Annotated in this window: 12 protein-coding genes and 1 riboswitch; of the genes, 5 read left to right on the forward strand and 7 right to left on the reverse strand. The window is 73.3% G+C overall.

Annotated elements, in window-relative coordinates; translation table 11 throughout:
* A partial coding sequence (locus LG632_RS22025) for a ferredoxin-like domain-containing protein (RefSeq protein ID WP_226729148.1) occupies positions 1–1,257 on the reverse strand: 1,257 nt, incomplete at its 3' end.
* 138 nt (positions 1,258–1,395) lie between these two features.
* A riboswitch (cobalamin riboswitch) is annotated at positions 1,396–1,495 on the forward strand.
* Positions 1,496–1,548: 53 nt separating this feature from the next.
* Here LG632_RS22025 and cobN point away from each other — a divergent pair.
* The 3 genes from cobN to LG632_RS22040 all read left to right on the forward strand — a co-directional run bounded on the left by cobN (position 1,549) and on the right by LG632_RS22040 (position 9,999).
* Positions 1,549–5,157 carry a cobaltochelatase subunit CobN gene (gene cobN / locus LG632_RS22030; RefSeq protein ID WP_226729149.1) on the forward strand — a complete coding sequence of 1,203 codons (3,609 nt, stop codon included), beginning with the start codon at positions 1,549–1,551 and terminating at the stop codon, positions 5,155–5,157.
* A 438-nt stretch (positions 5,158–5,595) separates the two neighbouring features.
* Positions 5,596–7,623, forward strand: a complete 2,028-nt coding sequence (locus LG632_RS22035) for an ABC transporter ATP-binding protein (RefSeq protein ID WP_226729150.1) — start codon at positions 5,596–5,598, stop codon at positions 7,621–7,623.
* Positions 7,624–7,737: 114 nt separating this feature from the next.
* Positions 7,738–9,999, forward strand: coding sequence for a terpene synthase family protein (locus LG632_RS22040; RefSeq protein WP_226729151.1), 2,262 nt, complete (start codon positions 7,738–7,740; stop codon positions 9,997–9,999).
* On the opposite strand, the gene LG632_RS22045 is transcribed toward LG632_RS22040, so the two are convergent.
* From LG632_RS22045 to LG632_RS22070, 6 genes are all read right to left on the reverse strand, one after another.
* A complete protein-coding gene (locus LG632_RS22045) occupies positions 9,988–11,259 on the reverse strand; it encodes a YncE family protein (protein ID WP_226729152.1) in 1,272 nt (423 codons plus the stop codon). The two genes, LG632_RS22040 and LG632_RS22045, sit on opposite strands and share 12 nt — an antisense overlap.
* Positions 11,260–11,365: 106 nt before the next feature.
* Positions 11,366–12,529: an XdhC family protein gene (locus LG632_RS22050; protein ID WP_226729153.1), complete on the reverse strand. Its 1,164-nt coding sequence runs from the start codon at positions 12,527–12,529 to the stop codon at positions 11,366–11,368.
* 69 nt (positions 12,530–12,598) lie between these two features.
* The gene (locus LG632_RS22055; RefSeq protein ID WP_226729154.1) at positions 12,599–14,065 is read right to left on the reverse strand and encodes an NCS2 family permease; all 1,467 of its coding nucleotides are present in this window, start codon (positions 14,063–14,065) and stop codon (positions 12,599–12,601) included.
* 298 nt (positions 14,066–14,363) lie between these two features.
* Positions 14,364–16,766: a xanthine dehydrogenase subunit D gene (pucD, locus tag LG632_RS22060; protein WP_226729155.1), complete on the reverse strand. Its 2,403-nt coding sequence runs from the start codon at positions 16,764–16,766 to the stop codon at positions 14,364–14,366.
* Between the two features lie 2 nt (positions 16,767–16,768).
* Positions 16,769–17,371 (reverse strand): (2Fe-2S)-binding protein, encoded by a 603-nt coding sequence (locus tag LG632_RS22065; RefSeq protein WP_226729156.1) that lies wholly within the window; start codon positions 17,369–17,371, stop codon positions 16,769–16,771.
* Between the two features lie 2 nt (positions 17,372–17,373).
* Positions 17,374–18,267 (reverse strand): FAD binding domain-containing protein, encoded by an 894-nt coding sequence (locus tag LG632_RS22070; protein WP_226729157.1) that lies wholly within the window; start codon positions 18,265–18,267, stop codon positions 17,374–17,376.
* 252 nt (positions 18,268–18,519) lie between these two features.
* On the opposite strand from LG632_RS22070, the gene LG632_RS22075 reads away from it, so the two are divergent.
* Both LG632_RS22075 and LG632_RS22080 read left to right on the forward strand, forming a co-directional pair.
* Positions 18,520–20,196, forward strand: a complete 1,677-nt coding sequence (locus LG632_RS22075) for a PucR family transcriptional regulator (protein WP_226729158.1) — start codon at positions 18,520–18,522, stop codon at positions 20,194–20,196.
* Positions 20,197–20,356: 160 nt separating this feature from the next.
* Positions 20,357–21,115: a hypothetical protein gene (locus LG632_RS22080; RefSeq protein ID WP_226729159.1), complete on the forward strand. Its 759-nt coding sequence runs from the start codon at positions 20,357–20,359 to the stop codon at positions 21,113–21,115.
* Positions 21,116–21,267: the final 152 nt, after the last annotated feature.

Here is a 21,267-nt window from a genome sequence, read left to right on the forward strand (position 1 = left end):
CGCAGGCCAGCACGAAGCCGAGGTCCGCCGCCGAGCCGGTGCGGACCGCCGCTCGCAGCCGGAGAAGTGCACCGCGAGCAGCGGCCCCCGCGCCCCGGCGAGCGCGGTCCCGGCGAGCGCGGCCCCGGCGAGCGCGGCGGCCGACGGTACGGCGGCCCGCGCGTCGGCCTGTACGTCGGCCAGCGCCTTGGCGCAACCGGGGCGCCCGGTGCAGGACGTGACGGACTGCCAGGGGCTGCCCGGACGCACCACGAGCCCGGCCGCCTCCAGGGGGGCGAGCGCGTCGGCCGGGTCCCCGGCCGCGTCCCCGGCCGTCGTGCGCGGCAGCACGATCGTGCGCCACGGCGTGAGCCGCAGCTCCCCGTCCGGGCCGGCCGCGCGGACCAGCACCCGCCACTGCGCGGAGGTCAGTCGGCCGAGCGGCGGCAGGACGCACAGCGCTCCGCCCCGGCCCGCGCCGGGGCCCCAGGGCACGACCGGTCCGGCGTACGGCCAGTCCACCTCGGGCACCACGACGACGCCGGGGATCCCGGCGGCGGTCAGCCGGGCCGCGAACTCGTCCTCCCGCAGGCCGTGTCCGGCGGGCAGCTCCGCCACCCGCCAGGCCCCGGTGCCCGCCGCCGCGGCGGCGTCCAGGAAGTACTCGGCGGCGAGCACGGCGGCGCGCGGCCCGGCCGCCAGGGGCACCTCGACGGCCCCGGGCGCCCGGCCCAGCCGGACGTGCGCGCGCCGCGCGTCCCGCCCGGCGCCGGGACCGGCGTCCCGCCCCGCGAGCACCGTCACGTCCGCGCCGAGGGCGGCCACGTCGCCCCGGCCGTCGTCGAGCGCGAACAGGAACCGTCCCGACAGGGCGGTCACCCGGTCGTTCGCGCACAGCAGCCGGTCGAGTTCGCCGACCTGAGCCGCCATCGTGTCGGAGACCGGCGTGGCCACGACGTTGCGGATCCGCTCGTGGCCGGGCGCGGGCAGCAGCCCGGCGGAGTCCAGCAGCGCGGCGAGTTCGCCGCCGCAGCCGTCCGCGAGGCCCCGCAGCTGGACGTTGCCGCGCGAGGTGAGTTCCAGGCAGCCGTCCCCGAACAGGTCCGCGGCCCGCCCGAGCCGCTCGGCCTGGTGCGCCGTGAGCAGCCCGCCGGGGATCCGGATCCGCGCGAGGAACCCGTCGTCCGCCGCGTGCAGGCGCAGCGCGCCGGGGCAGGCGTCGCCGCGTTCCCGGACGACGGGGGCGTCGTGGGGCGCGGCGGAGGGGGGCGGTGGCATGGCGGCGAGCATACCCACGATTCTGGGCGCCCCGGCTGTGGCCGTCACCACCCCCCGTGCCCCCGGACCTGCGCCGACCCCGTCTCCCGGACGGCCGCGCCGGCACATAGGATGCACCCCGGCGGGTCGCCTGGCCCGTCGTCGCCAGGACGGCGACATGGGAGGAAGCCCGGTGAGACTCCGGCGCGGTCCCGCCACTGTGAGTCCGCCCCGCGGGGGCCGGGCGAGTCAGGAACTCCCGCCGTCCGCTCTGCCCGGGGCGCGGAAACCCCGAGGAAGGCCTGCGTCCGCATGATCCTGCTGCTGTCGACGTCCGACACCGATCTGCTCAGCGCCCGTGCCGCCGGCGGCCCGGTCGCCTACCGCTTCGCGAACCCTTCCCGGCTGCCCCTGGACGACCTGCCCGGGCTGCTGGAGGGTGTCGACCTGGTCGTCGTACGCCTCCTCGGCGGTCTGCGGGCCTGGCAGGACGGGCTGGACGTGCTGCTGGCCGCCGACCAGCCGCGGCCGGTCGTCGTGCTGACGGGCGAACAGGCCCCGGACGCGCAGCTGATGGAGGCCTCCACCGTCCCGATCGGCATCGCCGCCGAGGCCCACGCCTACCTCGCGCACGGTGGCCCCGCCAACCTGGAGCAGCTGGCCCGGTTCCTCTCCGACACGGTGCTGCTCACCGGCCACGGCTTCGAGCCGCCGGCCGCCGCCCCGACCTGGGGGCCGCTGGAGCGCCGGCCCGCGCCCGCGGCCGGCCCGCGGATCGCGGTGCTCTACTACCGCGCCCACCAGATGAGCGGGAACACCGCCTTCGTGCACGCGCTCGCCGACGCGATCGAGACGGCGGGCGGGGTGCCCGTCCCGCTGTACGTGTCCTCGCTGCGCGCGCCGGAACCGGAGCTGCTCCAGGAGCTGTCGGGCCTCGACGCGATCGTCACCACGGTCCTCGCGGCCGGCGGCACCCGGCCGGCGGACGCCTCGGCCGGCGGGGACGAGGAGGCGTGGGACGCGGGTGCGCTGGCCGCGCTGGACGTGCCGATCCTCCAGGCGCTGTGCCTGACGGGTCCGCGCAGCAGCTGGGAGGAGAACGACGAGGGCCTGTCGCCGCTGGACGCGGCCAGCCAGGTCGCGGTGCCGGAGTTCGACGGCCGGCTGATCACCGTCCCGTTCTCGTTCAAGGAGATCGACGCCGACGGGCTGCCCGCCTACGTCGCCGACCCCGAGCGGGCCGCCCGGGTGGCGGGGATCGCCGTACGGCACGCGGCGCTGCGGCACACCCCGAACGCGGACAAGAAGATCGCACTGGTGCTGTCGGCCTACCCGACCAAGCACTCCCGGATCGGCAACGCGGTGGGCCTGGACACCCCGGCCTCCGCGGTGGCGCTGCTGCGCCGGCTGATCGCCGAGGGCTACGACTTCGGGCCGGTGGAGGAGATCCCGGGCCTGGTCTCCGGCGACGGCGACGAGCTCATCCGCGCGCTGATCGACGCGGGCGGCCACGACCAGGCCTGGCTGACGGAGGAGCAGCTGGCCCGCAACCCCGTGCGGATCCCGGCCGCCGACTACCGGCGGTGGTACGGGCAGCTGCCCGCCGAGCTGCGCGAGCAGGTCGAGGAGCACTGGGGTCCGGCGCCGGGCGAGATGTTCGTCGACCGCACCCACAACCCCGAGGGCGACATCGTGCTGGCGGCGCTGCGCCGCGGCAACCTGCTCGTCCTCATCCAGCCGCCGCGCGGCTTCGGCGAGAACCCGATCGCGATCTACCACGACCCTGACCTGCCGCCCTCGCACCACTACCTGGCCGCCTACCGCTGGATCCAGGCCGCCGCCGCGGACGGCGGTTTCGGCGCCGACGCGATGATCCACCTGGGCAAGCACGGCAACCTGGAGTGGCTGCCGGGCAAGAACGCGGGCCTGTCCGCGGCCTGCGCGCCCGACGCGGCCCTCGGTGACCTGCCGCTGGTCTACCCGTTCCTGGTCAACGACCCGGGCGAGGGCACCCAGGCCAAGCGCCGGGTGCACGCCACGCTCGTCGACCACCTGGTGCCGCCGATGGCCCGTGCCGACTCCTACGGCGACATCGCCCGGCTGGAGCAGCACCTCGACGAGTACGCCCAGATCTCCTCGATGGACCCGGCGAAGCTGCCGGCGATCCGGGCGCAGATCTGGACGCTGATCCAGGCCGCGAAGCTGGACCACGACCTGGGCCTGGAGGAGCGGCCGGACGACGACGGCTTCGACGACTTCCTGCTGCACGTCGACGGCTGGCTGTGCGAGGTCAAGGACGCCCAGATCCGCGACGGCCTGCACGTCCTGGGCGGCGCCCCGGCCGGCGCCGAGCGGGTCAACCTGGTGCTGTCGATCCTGCGGGCCCGGCAGATCTGGGGCGGCACCACCGCCCTGCCGGGTCTGCGCGAGGCGCTCGGCCTGGACGAGTCCAAGGCGACGAGGACCTCCGCCGACGCGGCGGAGGAGGCGGCCCGCGCGCTGGTCGAGGCGATGGAGGCGGCCGGCTGGGACCCGGCGGCGGTGGACGCGGTGGCCGCGGAGCACGGGCAGCCGGTGCGGGACGTGCTCGCGTTCGCCGCCCGCGAGGTGGTGCCGCGGCTGGCCGCGACCACCCAGGAGCTGGACCACGCGGTGCACGCGCTGAACGGCGGTTTCGTGCCCGCCGGTCCGTCCGGTTCGCCGCTGCGCGGTCTGGTCAACGTGCTCCCGACGGGCCGCAACTTCTACTCGGTCGACCCCAAGGCCGTGCCGTCGCGGCTGGCCTGGGAGACCGGTCAGGCGCTGGCCGACTCGCTGCTGGAGCGCTACCGCGGCGACAACGGCCAATGGCCGGCCTCGGTGGGGCTGTCCCTGTGGGGGACGAGCGCCATGCGGACCGCGGGCGACGACGTGGCCGAGGCGCTGGCCCTGCTCGGCGTCCGCCCGGTCTGGGACGAGGCCTCGCGCCGGGTGACCGGCCTGGAGGCGGTGCCGCTGGAGGAGCTGGGCCGGCCCCGCATCGACGTCACGCTGCGCATCTCGGGCTTCTTCCGGGACGCGTTCCCGCACGTCGTCGGCCTGCTGGACGACGCGGTACGGCTGGCGGCCTCGCTGGACGAGCCGCACGAGAGCAACTTCGTGCGGGCGCACGCCCAGGCGGACCTGGCCGAGCACGGGGACGAGCGGCGGGCGACCACCCGTATCTTCGGCTCGCGCCCGGGCACGTACGGCGCCGGTCTGCTCCAGCTCATCGACAGCCGGGACTGGCGGACCGACGCCGACCTGGCCGAGGTCTACACGGTGTGGGGCGGCTACGCCTACGGCCGCGGCCTGGAGGGCCGTCCCGCCCGCGCCGAGATGGAGTCGGCGTACCGGCGGATCACGGTGGCGGCGAAGAACACCGACACCCGTGAGCACGACATCGCCGACTCGGACGACTACTTCCAGTACCACGGCGGCATGGTGGCCACCGTCCGGGCGCTGCGGGGCACGGCCCCGGAGGCGTACATCGGTGACTCGACCCGCCCGGAGACGGTCCGCACGCGCACGCTGGTGGAGGAGACCTCGCGGGTCTTCCGGGCGCGCGTGGTCAACCCGAAGTGGATCGAGGCGATGCGCCGCCACGGCTACAAGGGCGCGTTCGAGCTCGCGGCGACGGTGGACTACCTCTTCGGGTACGACGCCACGACCGGGGTGATCGCCGACTGGATGTACGACAAGCTCACCCAGACCTACGTCCTGGACCCGGAGAACCAGGCCTTCCTGAAGGAGGCCAACCCCTGGGCGCTGCACGGCATCGCCGAGCGGCTGCTGGAGGCGGAGTCCCGCGGGCTGTGGGAGAAGCCGGATCCGCAGGTGCTGGAGGCACTGCGCCAGGTGTACCTGGACACCGAGGGCGACCTGGAGGGCGAGGCGGAGTAGTACCCGCGCCCCCTCCCCCGCGCAGGCACCTGCCGACGGTGCCCGGCCCATCCGGACTGTGGGCCGGGCACCGTCGGCTCTTTTTCCTGCCTGCCTCGGATATGAATCTATACCAATCGGACAATAGGTGCGGCTGCGACACTCCGTCAGCCACCGTCACGACGGCCGGATATCGACCGCAATCCCTCACACGGGGGTGCCCACCCCGGGCGGGTGATTCGAACGCCGCATCACGGGCCGGCGGCCGTGCCGCGCCCGGCCCGGCGGCCCCGGCCCGCAAAACCGTTCGACCCTTCGCTCCCGGACGCCCGTGACGGCGCTCTGAACAGCCACGTTCATCCCGGCGTCAACGCACCGACGCGTCACTTCGGGAGGAAGCGTGCAAGCCCTGCATGTCCATGCGGTGTTCGATCGGGGTCCGGACGGAGGTGGCCGCGCGTGAGGCTGCTGAAACGGCCCCGCCCCGTCGACGCGCCGGTCTCGGACAGCGAGCGGCAGTTGTTCGGTGGACCGCTGCGGTACGACGCCGGGTGGGCGAACCACGAGTACGCCGTGCTGGAGAACCGGCTGCTGACCACCCTGCGGGCGATGCCCACCATGGTCGGCGGCACCGTCCGCCTCGCCTGGGAGACCGACCGGCGGGCCCTGCTCACCGTGGCCGCCACCGAGGCCGGGCAGGGCGTCGCCTCGGCCGTGGGACTGCTCGTGGTCAACGCGGCTCTGGCCGCGCTGCTGGCCGACGGCGGCGCCGCCGACCGGGTGCACCGGGCCCTGCCCGCCCTGGTGCTCGGCGCGCTGGTCGCCGTGGCCGGCGCGGTCTGCGCCTCCTGGTCCACGGCGGCGGCCGGCCGCCTGGAGCCCAAGGTCGAACGGGCCGCCACCGAGCGGTACTTGCGGGCCGCGGTCGGGGTCGAGCTGGAGGCCGTCGAGGACGGGGAGTTCCGGCGGCTGCTGGACAGCGCCCAGTGGGGACCGCCGTCGGCCCGGCGCACCATCGGGGCGTGCGTGGCCACGCTGAACGGGCTGGTGTCCCTGGTCGCCGTGGCCGGGGTGCTCACCGTGCTGCACCCGGTGTTGCTGCCCATGCTCGCGCTGATCGCGGCCCCCCGCGGCTGGGGCGCGATGCGGGTGGCGCAGCGCCGCTACCTGTCGGTGATGTCCTGGGTGGAGCACGTCCGGGCCGCCCGGATGCTCGGCCAGCTGCTGATCTCCCGGACCTCCGCCGCCGAGGTACGGGTCCACGGCGTGGGCCGCTACCTGCTCGGCCACTACCGCAAGATGGCCGAGCACGCCGAGACCGAGGCCACCCGCCTGGCCCGCGACAAGGCGGGCACCGAGCTGCTGGCCGCGGCCCTGTCGGGGGCCGCCGCCCTGGTCACGTACGGCGCGCTGGGCGCGCTGATCGTCTCGGGCCGGATGGAGCTGGCCGTCGCCGGCACGGCCGTGATCGCGGTGCGGACCGGATCGGCCGGGCTGGGCGCGCTCGTGGCGACCACGAACACGCTCCACGAGGAGTCCCTCTACGTGCGGGACCTGGAGCGGTTCGTGGCCGAGGCAGGGCGCCGCGCGATCCCCCGCGGCGGGCTGCCGCTGCCGGAGCGGCTCGGCACCGTCCGGCTGAACGACGTCCGCTTCCGCTACCCCGACCGCGACGCCCCGGCCCTCGACGGGGTGTCCCTGACCATCGGGGCGGGCCAGGTGGTGGCGCTGGTCGGGGAGAACGGCTCCGGCAAGAGCACCCTGGTCAAGCTGCTGGCCGGGCTGCACCTGCCCGACAGCGGCTCGCTGACCTGGGACGGGGTGGAGGTCGCCGAGGCCGACCGGGAGGCGGTCTTCGACCGGGTGGCGCTGCTCACCCAGGACTTCGAGCGCTGGCCGGTGACCGCGCGCACCAACATCGCCATGGGCCGGCCGGACGACGACGGCCCGGAGCGGGCCGTGGACCGGGCGGCCGCCGTGGTCGCCGCCGCCCGCTACTCGGGCGCCGACCGGGTCGTGGCGCAGCTGCCGAACGGCTACGAGACGCTGCTCGCCCGGATGTTCCGGGGCGCGTCGGAGCTCTCGGGCGGCCAGTGGCAGAAGTTCGGCCTGGCCCGCACCCGGTACCGCGACGCCCGGGTGGTCGTCGTGGACGAGCCGACCTCCGCGCTCGATCCCGAGGCCGAGATCGCGGCGTTCGACAGCATCCGGCGACTGGCCGGGCCGCAGCGGGCCGTCGTCCTGGTCACCCACCGGATGTCCGCGGTGCGCCACGCCGACGTCATCTACGTCCTCCACGAGGGCCGGCTCGTCGAACAGGGCGGCCACGAGGAGCTGGTGGCGCGCGGCGGCCGGTACGCGGCGATGTTCCGGATGCAGGCCGAGCAGTACGCCGCACCCGCCCCGGCGGCGAGGCCGAAGGGGGCCGCGGGCGCCGTGGTGCCCCGGCAGGGCGCCGCACCGGGAAAGGGGGACGGCGTCACCTGATGCGGTGAAATCCCCCTTGCCCGCCGGGAACCACGGGTAGGGCCCTGCTGATCTCGTGCGGGGGTCCGGACACCACCGGGCCCCCGCACCCGAGCGAGAAGGGCCGAGTCTGCCGTGACGCAGCCGTTTCACCTGCCGGACTTCTACGTGCCGTACCCGGCGCGCCTGAACCCCCACCTGGAGGCGGCGCGGGTGCACAGCACCGCGTGGGCGCGGGCCCTGGGCATGCTGGAAGGTTCCGCCGTGTGGGAGCAGAGCGACCTGGAGGCGCACGACTACGCGCTGCTGTGCGCCTACACCCACCCGGACTGCGACGAGGACGCGCTGAACCTGGTCACCGACTGGTACGTGTGGGTCTTCTTCTTCGACGACCACTTCCTGGAGGTGTTCAAGCGCACCCAGGACCGCGAAGGGGCGCGGGCGTACCTGGACCGGCTCGCCGCGTTCATGCCGATGGACCTCGCCGACGGGTTCCCCGAGCCCGCCAACCCCGTCGAGGCAGGCCTGAAGGACCTGTGGCTGCGCACCGTGCCGGCCATGTCCCTCCCCTGGCGGGAACGATTCTCCGAGAGCACCCGCCACCTCCTCGACGAGTCGATGTGGGAGCTGCGCAACATCGACATCGGCCGGGTCGCCAATCCACTGGAGTACGTCGAGATGCGCCGCAAGGTCGGCGGCGCCCCCTGGTCCTCCGGGCTCGTCGAGTACGTCTGCGCCGAGGTGCCCGCCCGGGTGGCGCACTCCCGCCCGTTGCGGGTGCTGCGCGACGCCTTCGCCGACGCGGTCCACCTGCGCAACGACCTCTTCTCCTACCAGCGCGAGGTCGAGGACGAGGGCGAACTGTCCAACGCGGTCCTGGTGCTGGAGACCTTCCTGGGCTGCACCACCCAGGAGGCCGCCGAACTCACCAACGACCTGCTGACCTCCCGGCTGCAGCAGTTCGAGCACACCGCCCTCACCGAGGTCCCGGCCCTGGCGGCCGAGCACCACCTCTCGCCGGACGAACTCGCGGCCGTGCTGGCGTACACCAAGGGGCTCCAGGACTGGCAGTCGGGCGGCCACGAGTGGCACATGGCCTCCAGCCGCTACATGAACGAGCGGGCGCGGCCCACGCGTTCGGTCGTCCTGCCGTTCCTGCCCGACGGGCCCGGTACGGCCGCCGCCCTCGACCTCCGCTCGGTGTGCGCGCCGCGCGCCGCCGAACTGCGCCGGCGCAGCTTCAGCCATGTGCCGTTCCAGAAGGTGGGCCCCTGCGCCCTGCCCGCGTTCGACCTGCCCTTCGCGCTGTCCCTCAGTCCCCACCTGGACCACGCCCGCCGCGAACTGCTCACCTGGTGCCGCGAGACGGGCCTGCTGGAGCCGCAGCCGGGCGATCCCGGCTCGGACGTCTGGGACGAACGCAAGCTGGTGGGATTCGACCTCGCGCTCTGCTCGGCGGGCATCGACCCGGACGCCACCGCCGAGGACCTGTGCCTGAGCGCCCAGTGGCTGGCCTGGGGCACGTACGCCGACGACTACTACCCGAAGGTCTTCGCGGCCACCCGGTCCCCGGGCGCGGCCCGGGCGGCGACAGCCCGGCTCGGTTCCATGATCCCGGTCGATCCCGCGGCGGCGGGCGAGCCGGTCACCGCGCTGGAGGCCGGCCTGAAGGACCTGTGGGCGCGCACGGTCGCCGGCATGGGCCCGAGCGCCCGTGAGGAGTTCCGCGCCGCGGTCGTCGGCATGCTCGACAGCTGGGTGTGGGAGGTCGACAACGCCACCGTGGGCCGGATCCCCGACCCGGTCGACTACGCCGAGATGCGCCGGTGGACCTTCGGCAGCCGGCTGACCATGCTGATGGCCCGGCTCGGCCACGAGGGGGCGGGCGCCGTCGTCCCGCCGGAGCTGTGGCGCGACGGGGTGGTCCGTTCGCTGGAGAACGCGGCCGCGGACGTCGGGTGCCTCGTCAACGACCTGGTGTCGTACCAGAAGGAGATCGAGGTCGAGGGCGAACTGCACAACCACGTCCTGGTGACCCAGGCCTTCTTCGGCATCGACCACCGGCGGGCCGCCGGCATCGTGGCGGACCTGCTGAGGCAGCGCACGCAGGAGTTCGTGCACGTCCGCGACCACCAGCTCCCGGTGCTGTACGAGGACCGCGGCCTGTCCCCGGCGGCCCGGGAGGGGGTGCGGGCGTACGTGCGGGAACTGGAGGACTGGATGGCGGGCGTCCTCAACTGGCACCTGTCGGTCCGCCGGTACCGCGAGGAGGACCTGTACCCCCGCCCGACCGGCCTGGCCACCGGTTCCCTCGGCCCCGTCCTCGGCACCTCGGCCTTCGGCATGGCGGCGGCCAGGCTCCCGCGGGCGGGCACCGGGCGGGCGTCAGCGCGCTGAGGGGCCGCTCCAGCCCGCCGGGACGCGGCCCAGCCGGACGCGCTGCGGGTGGTCGCCGACCGGGACCGAGACGCGCTTGGTCCCGGTGGCGAAGTCGATGGCGGTGACCCGGTCAGCGCCGCTCTCGGAGATCACGCAGGCGGTGCCGTCGCCGTTGACGGTCGCCCAGTACGGCTTGGCGGCCGGCACCAGCGGGCCCTCGGTGAGGGTGGCGCGGTCCACGACGGTGGCGTAGTCGTCCATGGTGCCGGCGACGCACAGCTTGGTGCCGTCGGGGCTCATCGACATGCCGTGGTGGCGGGAGTCGTTGACCCAGGTGGTGCGGTCGGAGGGGGTGGCCGGGTTCTGCGGGAGCGTCTTGATCCGCGTGATCCGGTCGCCGGCCACGTCGTACTCGACGAACCCGTTGAAGAACGACACCTGGAAGTAGAGCGTGGACTCGTCCGGCGTGAAGGCGTTGGGGCGGACGGAGTCGGAGAGGTCCGGGCGCCCGGCGGCGTCCAGCCGTTCGCGCATGTCGACGACGCGGACCGGACGGAAGGTCTGCGCGTCCACGACCGTGATCCGGCGGTCGCCCTTCGTCCAGTCCAGCCAGGGCGCGTCGAGGGCGGTGTTGACCTCGCCGATGGAGCTGTTCCACAGCAGGCGGCCGTCGCGGGAGAAGGTGTTCTCGTGCGGCTTGTCACCGGTGGCGAAGGAGCCGACCTGGGCTCCGGTGGTGATGTCGAGGACGTGGACGGTGTTGGAGGTGGACGCCGAGACGGCGACGCGGCGCCCGTCCGGCGAGACCGCCATGTGGTCGGCGCGGAAGCCGGAGACGGGGAAACGCCAGTTGATCCGGCCGGTGCGCAGGTCGATGGAGACCACGTCGGCGAAGCTGGGGCGGGAGGCGACCACGGCCGAGCCGTCGGGGGTGGTGTACATGTCGTCCACGAACTGGTCGTGGCCCTCGCCGGCGGTGGTCCGGATGCCCAGGAAGAAGGCGAGCTTGACGGGGTCGAGGTAGATCTCCCGCAGCCGCTCCGCCTTGTCCGGGACGATGTCGATCCGGCCGATGCGGGCCATGTCCCCGGTGGCGGCGAGGACGTCGGCGGTGCCCTCCCAGTTGTTGCCGACGAAAAGCACCTCGCGCAGCTGCGGCTGCGCCGGGGCCGGGCCGGTGGCGGCGGCCCCCGCGCCCGCCGCGGGGACCAGGGCGGTCAGCAGGCCGGCGGCGGCGACCAGGAACGCCGTACGGCGGCGTCGTGAAGCTCGTGACATGGGCTCGGCTCCCTTCCCGTTACCGCCGGTAAGCTAGGGCCCACGCAGAAAGGGCGCAACCCCTCGGGAGCCGCGCCCTTCATGACGTCCGGGGGTCGTCCCCCCTTCAAGCGACGACGCCGATCCTCCCGGCGACCGCCTCGGTGCCGTCGTGGTGAATCGGGGTGTGCGCCCCGGTCAGGGCGGCGCCGCTGCCGCCGCGCCGGTTCGCCACGATCTCGGCGGCGATGGACAGGGCCGTCTCCTCCGGGGAACGGGCGCCGAGGTCCAGGCCGATCGGCGAGCGCAGCCGGGCCAGTTCGAGCTCGGTGACACCGACCTCGCGCAGCCGCCGGTTGCGGTCCTCGTGGGTGCGGCGCGAGCCCATCGCGCCGACGTAGGCGACGGGGAGCCTCAGGGCCAGTTCGAGCAGCGGCACGTCGAACTTGGCGTCGTGCGTCAGCACGCACAGGACGGTACGGCCGTCCAGCCCGCCCTCGTCGGCGGTGGCGGCCAGGTAGCGGTGGGGCCAGTCCACGACGATCTCGTCCGCCTCGGGGAAACGGTTCTTCGTGGCGAAGACGGGCCGGGCGTCGCAGACGGTCACCCGGTAGCCGAGGAACTTCCCGATCCGCACCAGGGCGGAGGCGAAGTCGATCGCACCGAAGACGATCATCCGCGGCGGCGGCACGCTCGACTCGACCAGGACCCGCAGCGGCTCGCCGCACAGCCGGCCGTCGGCGCCGACCTCCAGCACCCCGGTCCGCCCGGCGTCCAGCATGGCCCGGGCCTCCTCGGCGATCGTGCGGTCCAGCTCGGGGTGGCCGCCGAAACCGCCCTCGAAGGCGCCCTCGGTCCGCACCAGCACCGCGCGGCCCCGGAGCTCGGCCGGACCCTCGGCGACCCGGGCCACCGCGGCGGCCCCTCCGCTCGCGGCGGCGGCCAGGGCGGCGGCGAGCACCGGGCGGTGCGCGTCCTGCGCCCGGACCGGGGTGACCAGGATCTCGATGATCCCGCCGCAGGTCAGGCCCACGGCGAAGGCGTCGTCGTCGCTGTAGCCGAAGCTCTCGCGGACGGTCTCGCCGTCCTCCAGGGCCTGCCGGCACAGCTCGTACACCGCGCCCTCCACGCATCCACCGGAGACCGAGCCGATCGCGGTTCCCTCGCTGTCGACGGCGAGGGCCGCACCGGGCTGCCGGGGCGCGCTTCCGCCGGTCGACACCACGGTGGCGACGGCGAAGTCACGTCCCTGCTCGACCCACCGGTTCAGCTCTTCGGCGATGTCCAGCATTACGGCCTCCTGACCAGGATCGGTTCCAGTATCGGATGCGTGGAGGGGCGGTGCCCGGGCACTGAGGGATCAGTGGACGCCGAGCCAGCCCTCGATGGGGTTGAGTGCATAGAACACCAGGAAGATCGCGAACAGACCCCACATGAAGGCTCCGATTTCCCGGGCCTTGCCCTGCGCGACCTTGATCGCGACGTGGGAGATCACGCCGGCGGCGACGCCGGCCGTGATCTGGTACGTGAAGGGCATGATCACGACGGTCAGGAAGACCGGGATCGCGGTGGCCGTGTCGGACCAGTCCACGTGGCGGGCGTTCTGCATCATCATCGCGCCGATGACCACCAGGGCGGCGGCGGCGACCTCACCGGGGACGATCTGGGTGATCGGGGTGAAGAAGATGCACGCGGCGAAGAAGAGGCCGGTCACCACGGAGGCGAGGCCCGTGCGGGCGCCCTCGCCGACACCGGTGGCGGACTCGACGAACACGGTCTGGCCGGAGCCGCCCGTCACGCCGCCGATGGCACCGCCGGCACCGTCGATGAACAGGGCCTTGGACAGGCCGGGCATGCGGCCCTTGTCGTCGGCGAGCTTGGCCTCGGTACCGACACCGATGATCGTGGCCATGGCGTCGAAGAAGCCGGCCAGCACCAGGGTGAAGACGATCATGCCGACCGTCATCGCGCCGACCTCGCCCCAGCCGCCGAACTCGACCTGGCCGAAGAGCGAGAAGTCGGGCATGGAGACGGCGGAGCCCTGCAGCTCCGGGGCGCCGCCGGCCCACGCCTTGGGGTCGATGTCCGCGACGGCGTTGAGGATCGCGGCGAGCACGGTGCCCACCACGATGCCGATCAGGATGGCGCCGGGGATCTTGCGGGCCTGCAGCATGAAGATCAGCAGCAGCGTCACGGCGAAGAGCAGGACGGGCCAGCCGGCCAGCTCACCGCCCGGGCCGAGGGTGACCGGGCCACCGCCGGGCGCGGGGTTCTCGTGCACGAATCCGGCCTTCACCAGGCCGATCAGGGCGACGAACAGGCCGATGCCCATGGTGATCGCGTGCTTGAGCGCCAGCGGGATGGCGTTCATGATCATCTCGCGGAGGCCGGTGACGACCAGGAGGCAGATCACGACTCCGTAGAGCACGCACATGCCCATGGCCTGCGGCCAGGTCATCTCGGGCGCGACCTGCGAGGCCAGCACGCCGGAGACGGAGAGGCCGGCGGCGAGCGCCAGGGGCACCTTGCCGACGAAGCCCATGAGGAGGGTGGTGACGGCGGCGGCGAAGGCGGTCGCCGTGATGAGCGCCTTCTGGCTCATCGTGTCGCCCGCGGCGTCCTTGCCCGAGAGGATCAGGGGGTTGAGCAGAAGGATGTACGCCATCGCCATGAAGGTCGTGATACCGCCACGAACCTCGTTGCCGACGCTGGATCCTCTGTGGGTGATGTGAAAGTACCGGTCGAGCCAGGACCGTCCGGCGGGCTGGAGCGAGCCGGAGCCCGCATCTTCCGCGGTGGTCTTGGGCTCCACTGACGACTGGGTCATGGTGCCTAACTCCCAAGGTTCAAAGGGGCACCCGCAGTGAAGAATGGGGATTGCGGGATTTGGGATGAAACGTTGGCTGCACGACCCGGGGTGACGGCCCGAGCTGTGTTGGCTGCTGGGGTGTTGCAGGTGGTACGTGACTGCCGGGGGTGGAGCAGGTGAAGCAGACCGCGAGCGGTGCGGCACTTCATGACTCCGGGCGGTGTGGCTGGAAGTGTGACGTTCCCTGTGTCACACCGCCCGGAGAGCCTGGTGGTCCGGGGGCCGGGCCGCGGCGCGGCCCCCGGAGGACACCGTCCTAGAGCGTGCCGGTGAGGGCCTCGGGACGGATCGGCGTCTTGTTGAGCTCCAGCCCGGTCGCCTGCCGGATCGCCGCGAGGACGGCCGGGGTGGACGACAGGGTGGGGGCCTCACCGAGACCGCGCAGACCGTACGGCGCGTTCGGGTCGGCGAGCTCGAGGTAGTCGACCGGGATGGTCGGGGTGTCGAGGATCGTCGGGATCAGGTAGTCCGTGAAGGAGGGGTTGCGCACCTTCGCGGTCTTCGGGTCCACGATGATCTCTTCCATCACCGCGACACCGAGGCCCTGGGTGGTACCACCCTGGATCTGGCCGACGACGGAGAGCGGGTTGAGGGCCTTGCCGACGTCCTGCGCGCAGGCCAGCTCGACGACCTTGACGAGGCCGAGCTCGGTGTCCACCTCGACCACCGCGCGGTGCGCGGCGAAGGTGTACTGCACGTGGCCGTCGCCCTGGCCGGTGACCAGGTCGAAGGCGACGGTCGGCCGGTGGCGGAACTCCAGCTCGATGTCGATGGGGTCCTCGCCCTCGAGCAGCTCGGCGATGTCCGCGAGGACCTCGCCGCCGTCGGTGACGACCTTGCCGCCTTCGAGCAGCAGCTCGGCGGTGGCCCACGCCGGGTGGTAGGAGCCGTTCTTGCGGCGGCCGATCTCCAGGACCTTCTCGCGCACGGCCTCACAGGTGTTCTTCACGGCGCCACCGGTCATGTACGTCTGCCGGGAGGCGGACGTGGAACCGGCGGAGCCGACCTGGGTGTCGGCCGGGTGGATGGTCACGTTGGTGACACCCAGCTCGGTACGGGCGATCTGCGCGTGGACGGTGACACCGCCCTGGCCGACCTCCGCCATGGCGGTGTGGACCATCGCGACGGCCTCGCCGTTGACGACCGACAGCACCACGCGGGCGGTGGAGTAGTCGTCGAAGCCCTCGGAGAAGCCGACGTTCTTGATGCCGACCGCGTAGCCGACACCGCGCACGACGCCCTCGCCGTGGGTGGTGTTCGACAGGCCGCCGGGCAGCGCGCGGACGTCCGCGCCCTCGCCGGCGCTCTCCCACTGCCGCTCCGGCGGCAGCGGGCGGGCCTTGACCCGGCGCAGCAGCTCGGCGACCGGCGCCGGGGAGTCCACGACCTGGCCGGTGGGCATGATCGTGCCCTGCTCCATGGCGTTGAGCTGGCGGAACTCGACCGGGTCCATGCCCAGCTTCGCCGCGAGCTTGTCCATCTGGGCCTCGTAGGCGAAGCAGGCCTGGACGGCGCCGAAGCCGCGCATGGCGCCGCAGGGCGGGTTGTTGGTGTAGAGGGCGATCGCCTCGATGTCCACGTCGTCGACGACGTACGGGCCGACGGAGAGCGAGGAGGCGTTGCCGACGACCGCCGGGGAGGCCGACGCGTAGGCGCCGCCGTCCAGGACGATCTTGCACTTCATGTGCGTGAGCTTGCCGTCCTTGGTGGCGCCGTGCTCGTAGTACAGCTTCGCCGGGTGGCGGTGCACGTGGCCGAAGAAGGACTCGAAGCGGTTGTAGACGATCTTGACCGGCTTGTTGGTCGCGAGGGCCAGCAGGCAGGCGTGGATCTGCATCGAGATGTCCTCGCGGCCGCCGAAGGCACCGCCGACGCCGGAGAGCGTCATGCGCACCTTCTCCTCGGGCAGGCCGAGGACGGGGGCGATCTGCTTGAGGTCCGAGTGCAGCCACTGGGTGGCGACGTAGAGGTCGACACCGCCGTCCTCGGACGGCACGGCGAGGCCGGACTCCGGGCCGAGGAAGGCCTGGTCCTGCATGCCGAAGGTGTACTCGCCCTCGACGATCACGTCGGCCCGCTTGCGGGCCTCCTCCACGTTGCCGCGGATGATCGGCTGGCGGTGCACGATGTTCGGGTGCGGGACGTGACCGGCGTGGTGGTCGTCGCGGCCCTCGTGGATCAGGGGGGCGTCGGGGGCGAGGGCGGAGGCCTCGTCCGTGACGACCGGCAGCTCGCGGTAGTCGATCTTGATCTTGGCGGCCGCGCGGCGGGCGGTCTCCGGGTGGTCGGCGGCCACGAGGGCGACCGGCTCACCGTGGTGGCGGACCCGGCCGTTGGCCAGGACCGGCGTGTCCTGGATCTCCAGGCCGTAGTTCTTCATCGCGGCCGGCAGGTCGTCGTACGTCAGGACCGCGTAGACGCCGGGCATGGCCAGCGCCTCGGAGATGTCGATGGACGCGATCTCGGCGTGGGCGACGGTGCTGCGCAGGGTCTGGCCCCACAGCATGTCCTCGTGCCACATGTCCGAGGAGTACGCGAACTCGCCGGTGACCTTCAGGGTGCCGTCCGGGCGGAGGGTGGACTCGCCGATGCCGCCCTTGTTGTGCTTCTGGGAGACGTTGGTCGGGGTGCCGGAGGGCGCGGTGCGGGTGTTGGCCATGATCAGACCGCCTCTCCCTGGCGGGCGGCCGCCAGGCGGACCGCGTCGAGGATCTTCTCGTAGCCCGTGCACCGGCAGAGGTTGCCGGAGAGGGCCTCACGGATGTCCTGGTCGGACGGCGACGGGTTGCTCTCCAGCAGCGCGTCGGCCTGCACCAGCAGACCCGGGGTGCAGAAGCCGCACTGCACGGCGCCGGCGTCGATGAACGCCTGCTGGATCGGGGAGAGCTCCACGCCCTCGCCGGTCTGGGAGTCCGTGCCCTTGGCGGACCACTGCTTGGCCTCGTCGGTGGAGACGCCCTCGGCGCCCCCGCCGCACGCGCCGGTGCCGCAGCCGTGGCCGTGCTCCTCGCGCTTCTTGGCGAAGTCGGCGAGGCCCTCGACGGTGACGACGTCGCGGCCCTCGGCCTGGCCGGCGGCGACCAGGCAGGAACACACCGGTACGCCGTCCAGACGGACGGTGCAGGAGCCGCACTCGCCCTGCTCGCAGGCGTTCTTCGAACCGGGCAGGCCCAGGCGCTCACGCAGGACGTACAGCAGGGACTCGCCCTCCCAGACGTCGTCCGCCTGCTGCGGCCGGCCGTTGACAGTGAAATTGACGCGCATGGTTACGCAGCCCCTTCAAGCGAGCGGCCGTTGGTGCCGCGGTACTGCTCCCACGTCCAGACCAGCTGGCGGCGAGCCAGGATGCCGACCGCGTGACGGCGGTACTTCGCCGTGCCGCGGACGTCGTCGATCGGGTTGCAGGCGGCCGAGGCGAGCTCGCCGAACTGCTTGGCGATCGACGGGGTGATGACCTTGCCGGACTCCCAGAAGCCGCCCTCCTCCAGGGCGGCGTTCAAGAACTCCTCGGCGGCCTGCGCCCGGATCGGGGTCGGGGCGGCGGAGGCGATGCCCGTGCGCACGGTGCGGGTGTCGGGGTGCAGCGCGAGGCCGAAGCCGCAGACCGCGATGACCATCGCGTTGCGGGTGCCGACCTTGGAGTACTGCTGCGGACCGGTGGCGTTCTTGATGTGAACGGTCTTGATCAGCTCGTCCGGGGCGAGCGCGTTGCGCTTGACGCCGGTGTAGAACTCGTCGATCGGGATCAGGCGGGAGCCGCGCACCGACTCGACCTCGACCTCGGCGCCCGCGGCCAGCAGGGCCGGGTGGGAGTCACCGGCCGGCGAGGCGCAGCCGAGGTTGCCGCCGACGCCGCCGCGGTTGCGGATCTGCGGGGACGCGACCGTGTGCGAGGCGAGCGCGAGCCCGGGCAGCGTGCCGCGGAGGTTCTCGATGATCTGGGTGTACGGGACGGAGGCGCCCAGCTTGGTGACCTCCTCGCCGACCTCCCACTCCCGCAGCAGCTCGATGCGGCCCAGGTCCAAGAGGTATTCCGGACGGCGGTGGTCGAAATTGATCTCGACCATGATGTCGGTGCCACCCGCAATCGGCACAGCTGTGGGGTGCTCGGCCTTAGCGGCGAGCGCCTCCTCCCAGCTGGCGGGGCGAAGGAAGTCCATGTGCGGCTCTCTTCTACTTAATCGGGTCGTTCACTTCAAGCCAGGAGGCCGAAGGGCCCTCGACTGGTCGTTCACGTGCTGTTAACGCGGTGTGGAGCAAGTACACAAGCCCCACGCGCCGGGGTGCAGTCACCGAAACCATGAAGGAGTTGGCTGGCTCCCTCCCTCGTCTTGTAGATTCGTATGAAAGGCGGTCTGCACTGACCTGCCCGATTTTCAACGGCAACATCGAGACAGATCGGCGGCGACATCATGCGGCTGCGCGCACTGCTGGAGACCGAGGCGCTGGGGCTGCGGCTGCTGGGCGGCGAGGAAGAACTCGACCGGACGGTCCGCGGGGTCATGACGACCGACCTGAGGGATCCCAGCCGATACCTCTCCGGCGGAGAACTTGTGCTGACAGGCCTCGCCTGGCGGCGAAATTCGGCCGACTCCGAGCCATTCGTACGAATTCTCGCGAGCGCGGGTGTCGCGGGTCTCGCGGCGGGCGAGGCGGAACTCGGCGACATCCCCGACGATCTCGTTTCAGCCTGTCGGCGCAACCGGCTGCCGTTGTTCGCTGTGAACGAAGACGTTGCATTCGCCACCATCACGGAGTACGTGGTGCGCCAGGTCTCCGGCGAACGCGCGGGCGACCTCGCGGCCGTCGTGGACCGGCACCGCCGCCTGATGACCTCGGGCCCGGCGGGTGGCGGCCCGGATGTGGTGCTCGATCTGCTCACCACGGACCTCGACCTCCGGGCCTGGGTGCTCTCGCCCACCGGCCGGCAGATCGCCGGGGCGGGCGCGCCGCTGGCGCCGGGCGTGTGCGCGGCACTGGCGGGGGAGCACCTCGCGGCGGTCCGGACCGGCCGCAGGGGGCCGCACCGGATCTCCATTCAGGGTATTACGTACTCCTTGTTCCCGATTCGTCAGAGCGGACGCGCCGGGGGGCCGGCCGGCCGTGACGTGCGCGAGAGCGTGCTGTCGGACTGGCTGCTGGCCGTCGAGGCGGACGCCGGTGACTGGCCGGCCGAGCGGCTGGACCTGCTCCAGGGCGTCACCCAGCTGATCGCCGTCGAACGCGACCGGCGCGACGCCGCCCGTACCGTCCGGCGCCGGCTGGCGCAGGAGGTCCTGGAACTGGTCCAGACGGGTGCCGCGCCCGCCGAGATCGCCGCCCGCCTGCGGGTCGCGGCCCCGGTGCTGCTGCCCGGTCTGGGGACGGCCCCGCACTGGCAGGTCGTCGTGGCCCGGGTCGACTGGGAGGGCGGGGAGGTCGCCGGCGGCCCGGTGGCCCAGTCGCTGCTGGAGGAGATCCTCGTCGACCCGACGGTCTCGGGGCCCGAGCCCTCCGACCGGATCGCGGTCGCCCACGCCGGCGACGAGGCCATCGCGCTGGTGCCGCTGCCGGCGCTGTCCGGGGACGGCGGCGAGGACAAGGCGCCCGACTCCGCCCTGCACGCCGACGCCCTGCTGGCCGCCGTACGCGAGCCGCTCGCGGCCGGTCTGGCGGACGACGGGCGGCTCACCCTGGGCGTCAGCGCGGCCGTGCACTCCGCCGAGGGGCTGCGCGGGGCGCTGGAGGAGGCCCGGCACGCCCGCCGGGTCGCCGCGGCCCGGCCGGGCCGGGTCTGCGCGGCCGGGCACCACGAGCTGGCCTCGCACGTGCTGCTGCTGCCGTTCGTCCCGGACGACGTGCGCCGCGCCTTCACGGCCCGGCTGCTGGACCCGCTGCGGGACTACGACCGGCGCCACCGCGCGGAGCTGATCCCGACGCTGGAGGCGTTCCTCGACTGCGACGGTTCATGGACCCGTTGTGCGACGCGGCTGCACCTGCACGTCAACACGCTGCGCTACCGGGTCGGGCGAATCGAGCAGTTGACGTCCCGTGATCTTTCGCGGCTGGAGGACAAGTTGGATTTCTTCCTCGCCCTGCGCATGAGCTGAGCAGACGTCCGGCAGGGGGCGGCGGACGCGGGATCCGGACTTTGTGAAAGAGTTCACCCGACCCCTTGGCCGAGCGAGCCGATTCGTGCTGTCATTTCGCCCCAGGGCTCAATGACGTGCTGCTCGCTTGCTTGGGGAGGGCAATGTGGCGGAGACCGCCATGTCGAGTGCCGGGACCACCGGGGGAGACGACCCCCTCCAGCGGGCGATATGGCGACTGCGCTCGCGCGGCTGCTGGAGCGACGCGGCGGCCCTGCTGAGCCCGCGCACCGACGATCCCGCGGCCGCGGTGCAGCGCACCGCGCTGCTGGTCGAGCGGTGCCTGTTCACCGGGCAGGGCTGGGCCGAGGCCGAGGACGCCCTGCGCACGGCGGAGGCCGTGGCCGGGGACGACGACCAGCGCGGGGCGGCGGCGTGCGAGCGCGGCCAGCTGGCCTACGCGGCCACGGTCCTCGGCGTACGGGACCGGGCCGACGAGGCCCGGTCGGCGCTCGGCCGGGCGGCGGCCCTGCTGTCCCCGGACTCGCGGACCCGGCCGCTGCTGGACTTCCGGCGGGGGCTGGTGGCCGAGCACCTGGCGGACGCCCCGCAGGCCGCCGCACCGGCGTACCGCCGCGCGCACGCCGGAGCGGAGGCGCAGGGCGACATCCTGCTGCTGTCCTTCACCTGGCGGCACCTGGCCGGGCTCGCGCTGCGCGACGGCGAACTGGCGCAGGCCCGGCACGGCTTCCAGGAGAGCCTGCGGATCCGCGAGGAGCTCGGCTTCCTGGTGGGCACGGCCCCGGCGCTGGCGGCCCTGGCCGAGGCCGAACCGGAACCGGAGGCCACCCGCCTGCGCGCCGAGGCCCGCCGCCTCTTCCACCTCCTGGGCGGCATCCCCACCTGGCTGGCCGCCCACCTCCACCCCACCCCGGCCTAGCGGCGGCCGCCCGACGGGGCCGACACCCCGACCCCGACCCGGCCCCCTACGCACCGACGCCCCCGAGGCGGCGCACAGCTCCGCGCTGCGGGGCGGGGGCGCGGGCGCCACGGCTCGGCCGGGCGGGTGCTACGCCGCGTTGCGTGCGGGCC

Source organism: Streptomyces antimicrobicus (assembly GCF_020532625.1).
Taxonomy (GTDB): domain Bacteria; phylum Actinomycetota; class Actinomycetes; order Streptomycetales; family Streptomycetaceae; genus Streptomyces; species Streptomyces antimicrobicus.

Bases quoted from the DNA above. Each gene is read 5' to 3' on its own strand.
- cobN (WP_226729149.1), top strand. From the start codon at position 1,549: ATGATCCTGCTGCTGTCGACGTCCGACACCGATCTGCTCAGCGCCCGT.
- LG632_RS22045 (WP_226729152.1), bottom strand. From the start codon at position 11,259: ATGTCACGAGCTTCACGACGCCGCCGTACGGCGTTCCTGGTCGCCGCC.
- LG632_RS22050 (WP_226729153.1), bottom strand. From the start codon at position 12,529: ATGCTGGACATCGCCGAAGAGCTGAACCGGTGGGTCGAGCAGGGACGT.
- LG632_RS22055 (WP_226729154.1), bottom strand. From the start codon at position 14,065: ATGACCCAGTCGTCAGTGGAGCCCAAGACCACCGCGGAAGATGCGGGC.
- pucD (WP_226729155.1), bottom strand. From the start codon at position 16,766: ATGGCCAACACCCGCACCGCGCCCTCCGGCACCCCGACCAACGTCTCC.
- LG632_RS22065 (WP_226729156.1), bottom strand. From the start codon at position 17,371: ATGCGCGTCAATTTCACTGTCAACGGCCGGCCGCAGCAGGCGGACGAC.
- LG632_RS22070 (WP_226729157.1), bottom strand. From the start codon at position 18,267: ATGGACTTCCTTCGCCCCGCCAGCTGGGAGGAGGCGCTCGCCGCTAAG.
- LG632_RS22075 (WP_226729158.1), top strand. From the start codon at position 18,520: ATGCGGCTGCGCGCACTGCTGGAGACCGAGGCGCTGGGGCTGCGGCTG.
- LG632_RS22080 (WP_226729159.1), top strand. From the start codon at position 20,357: ATGTCGAGTGCCGGGACCACCGGGGGAGACGACCCCCTCCAGCGGGCG.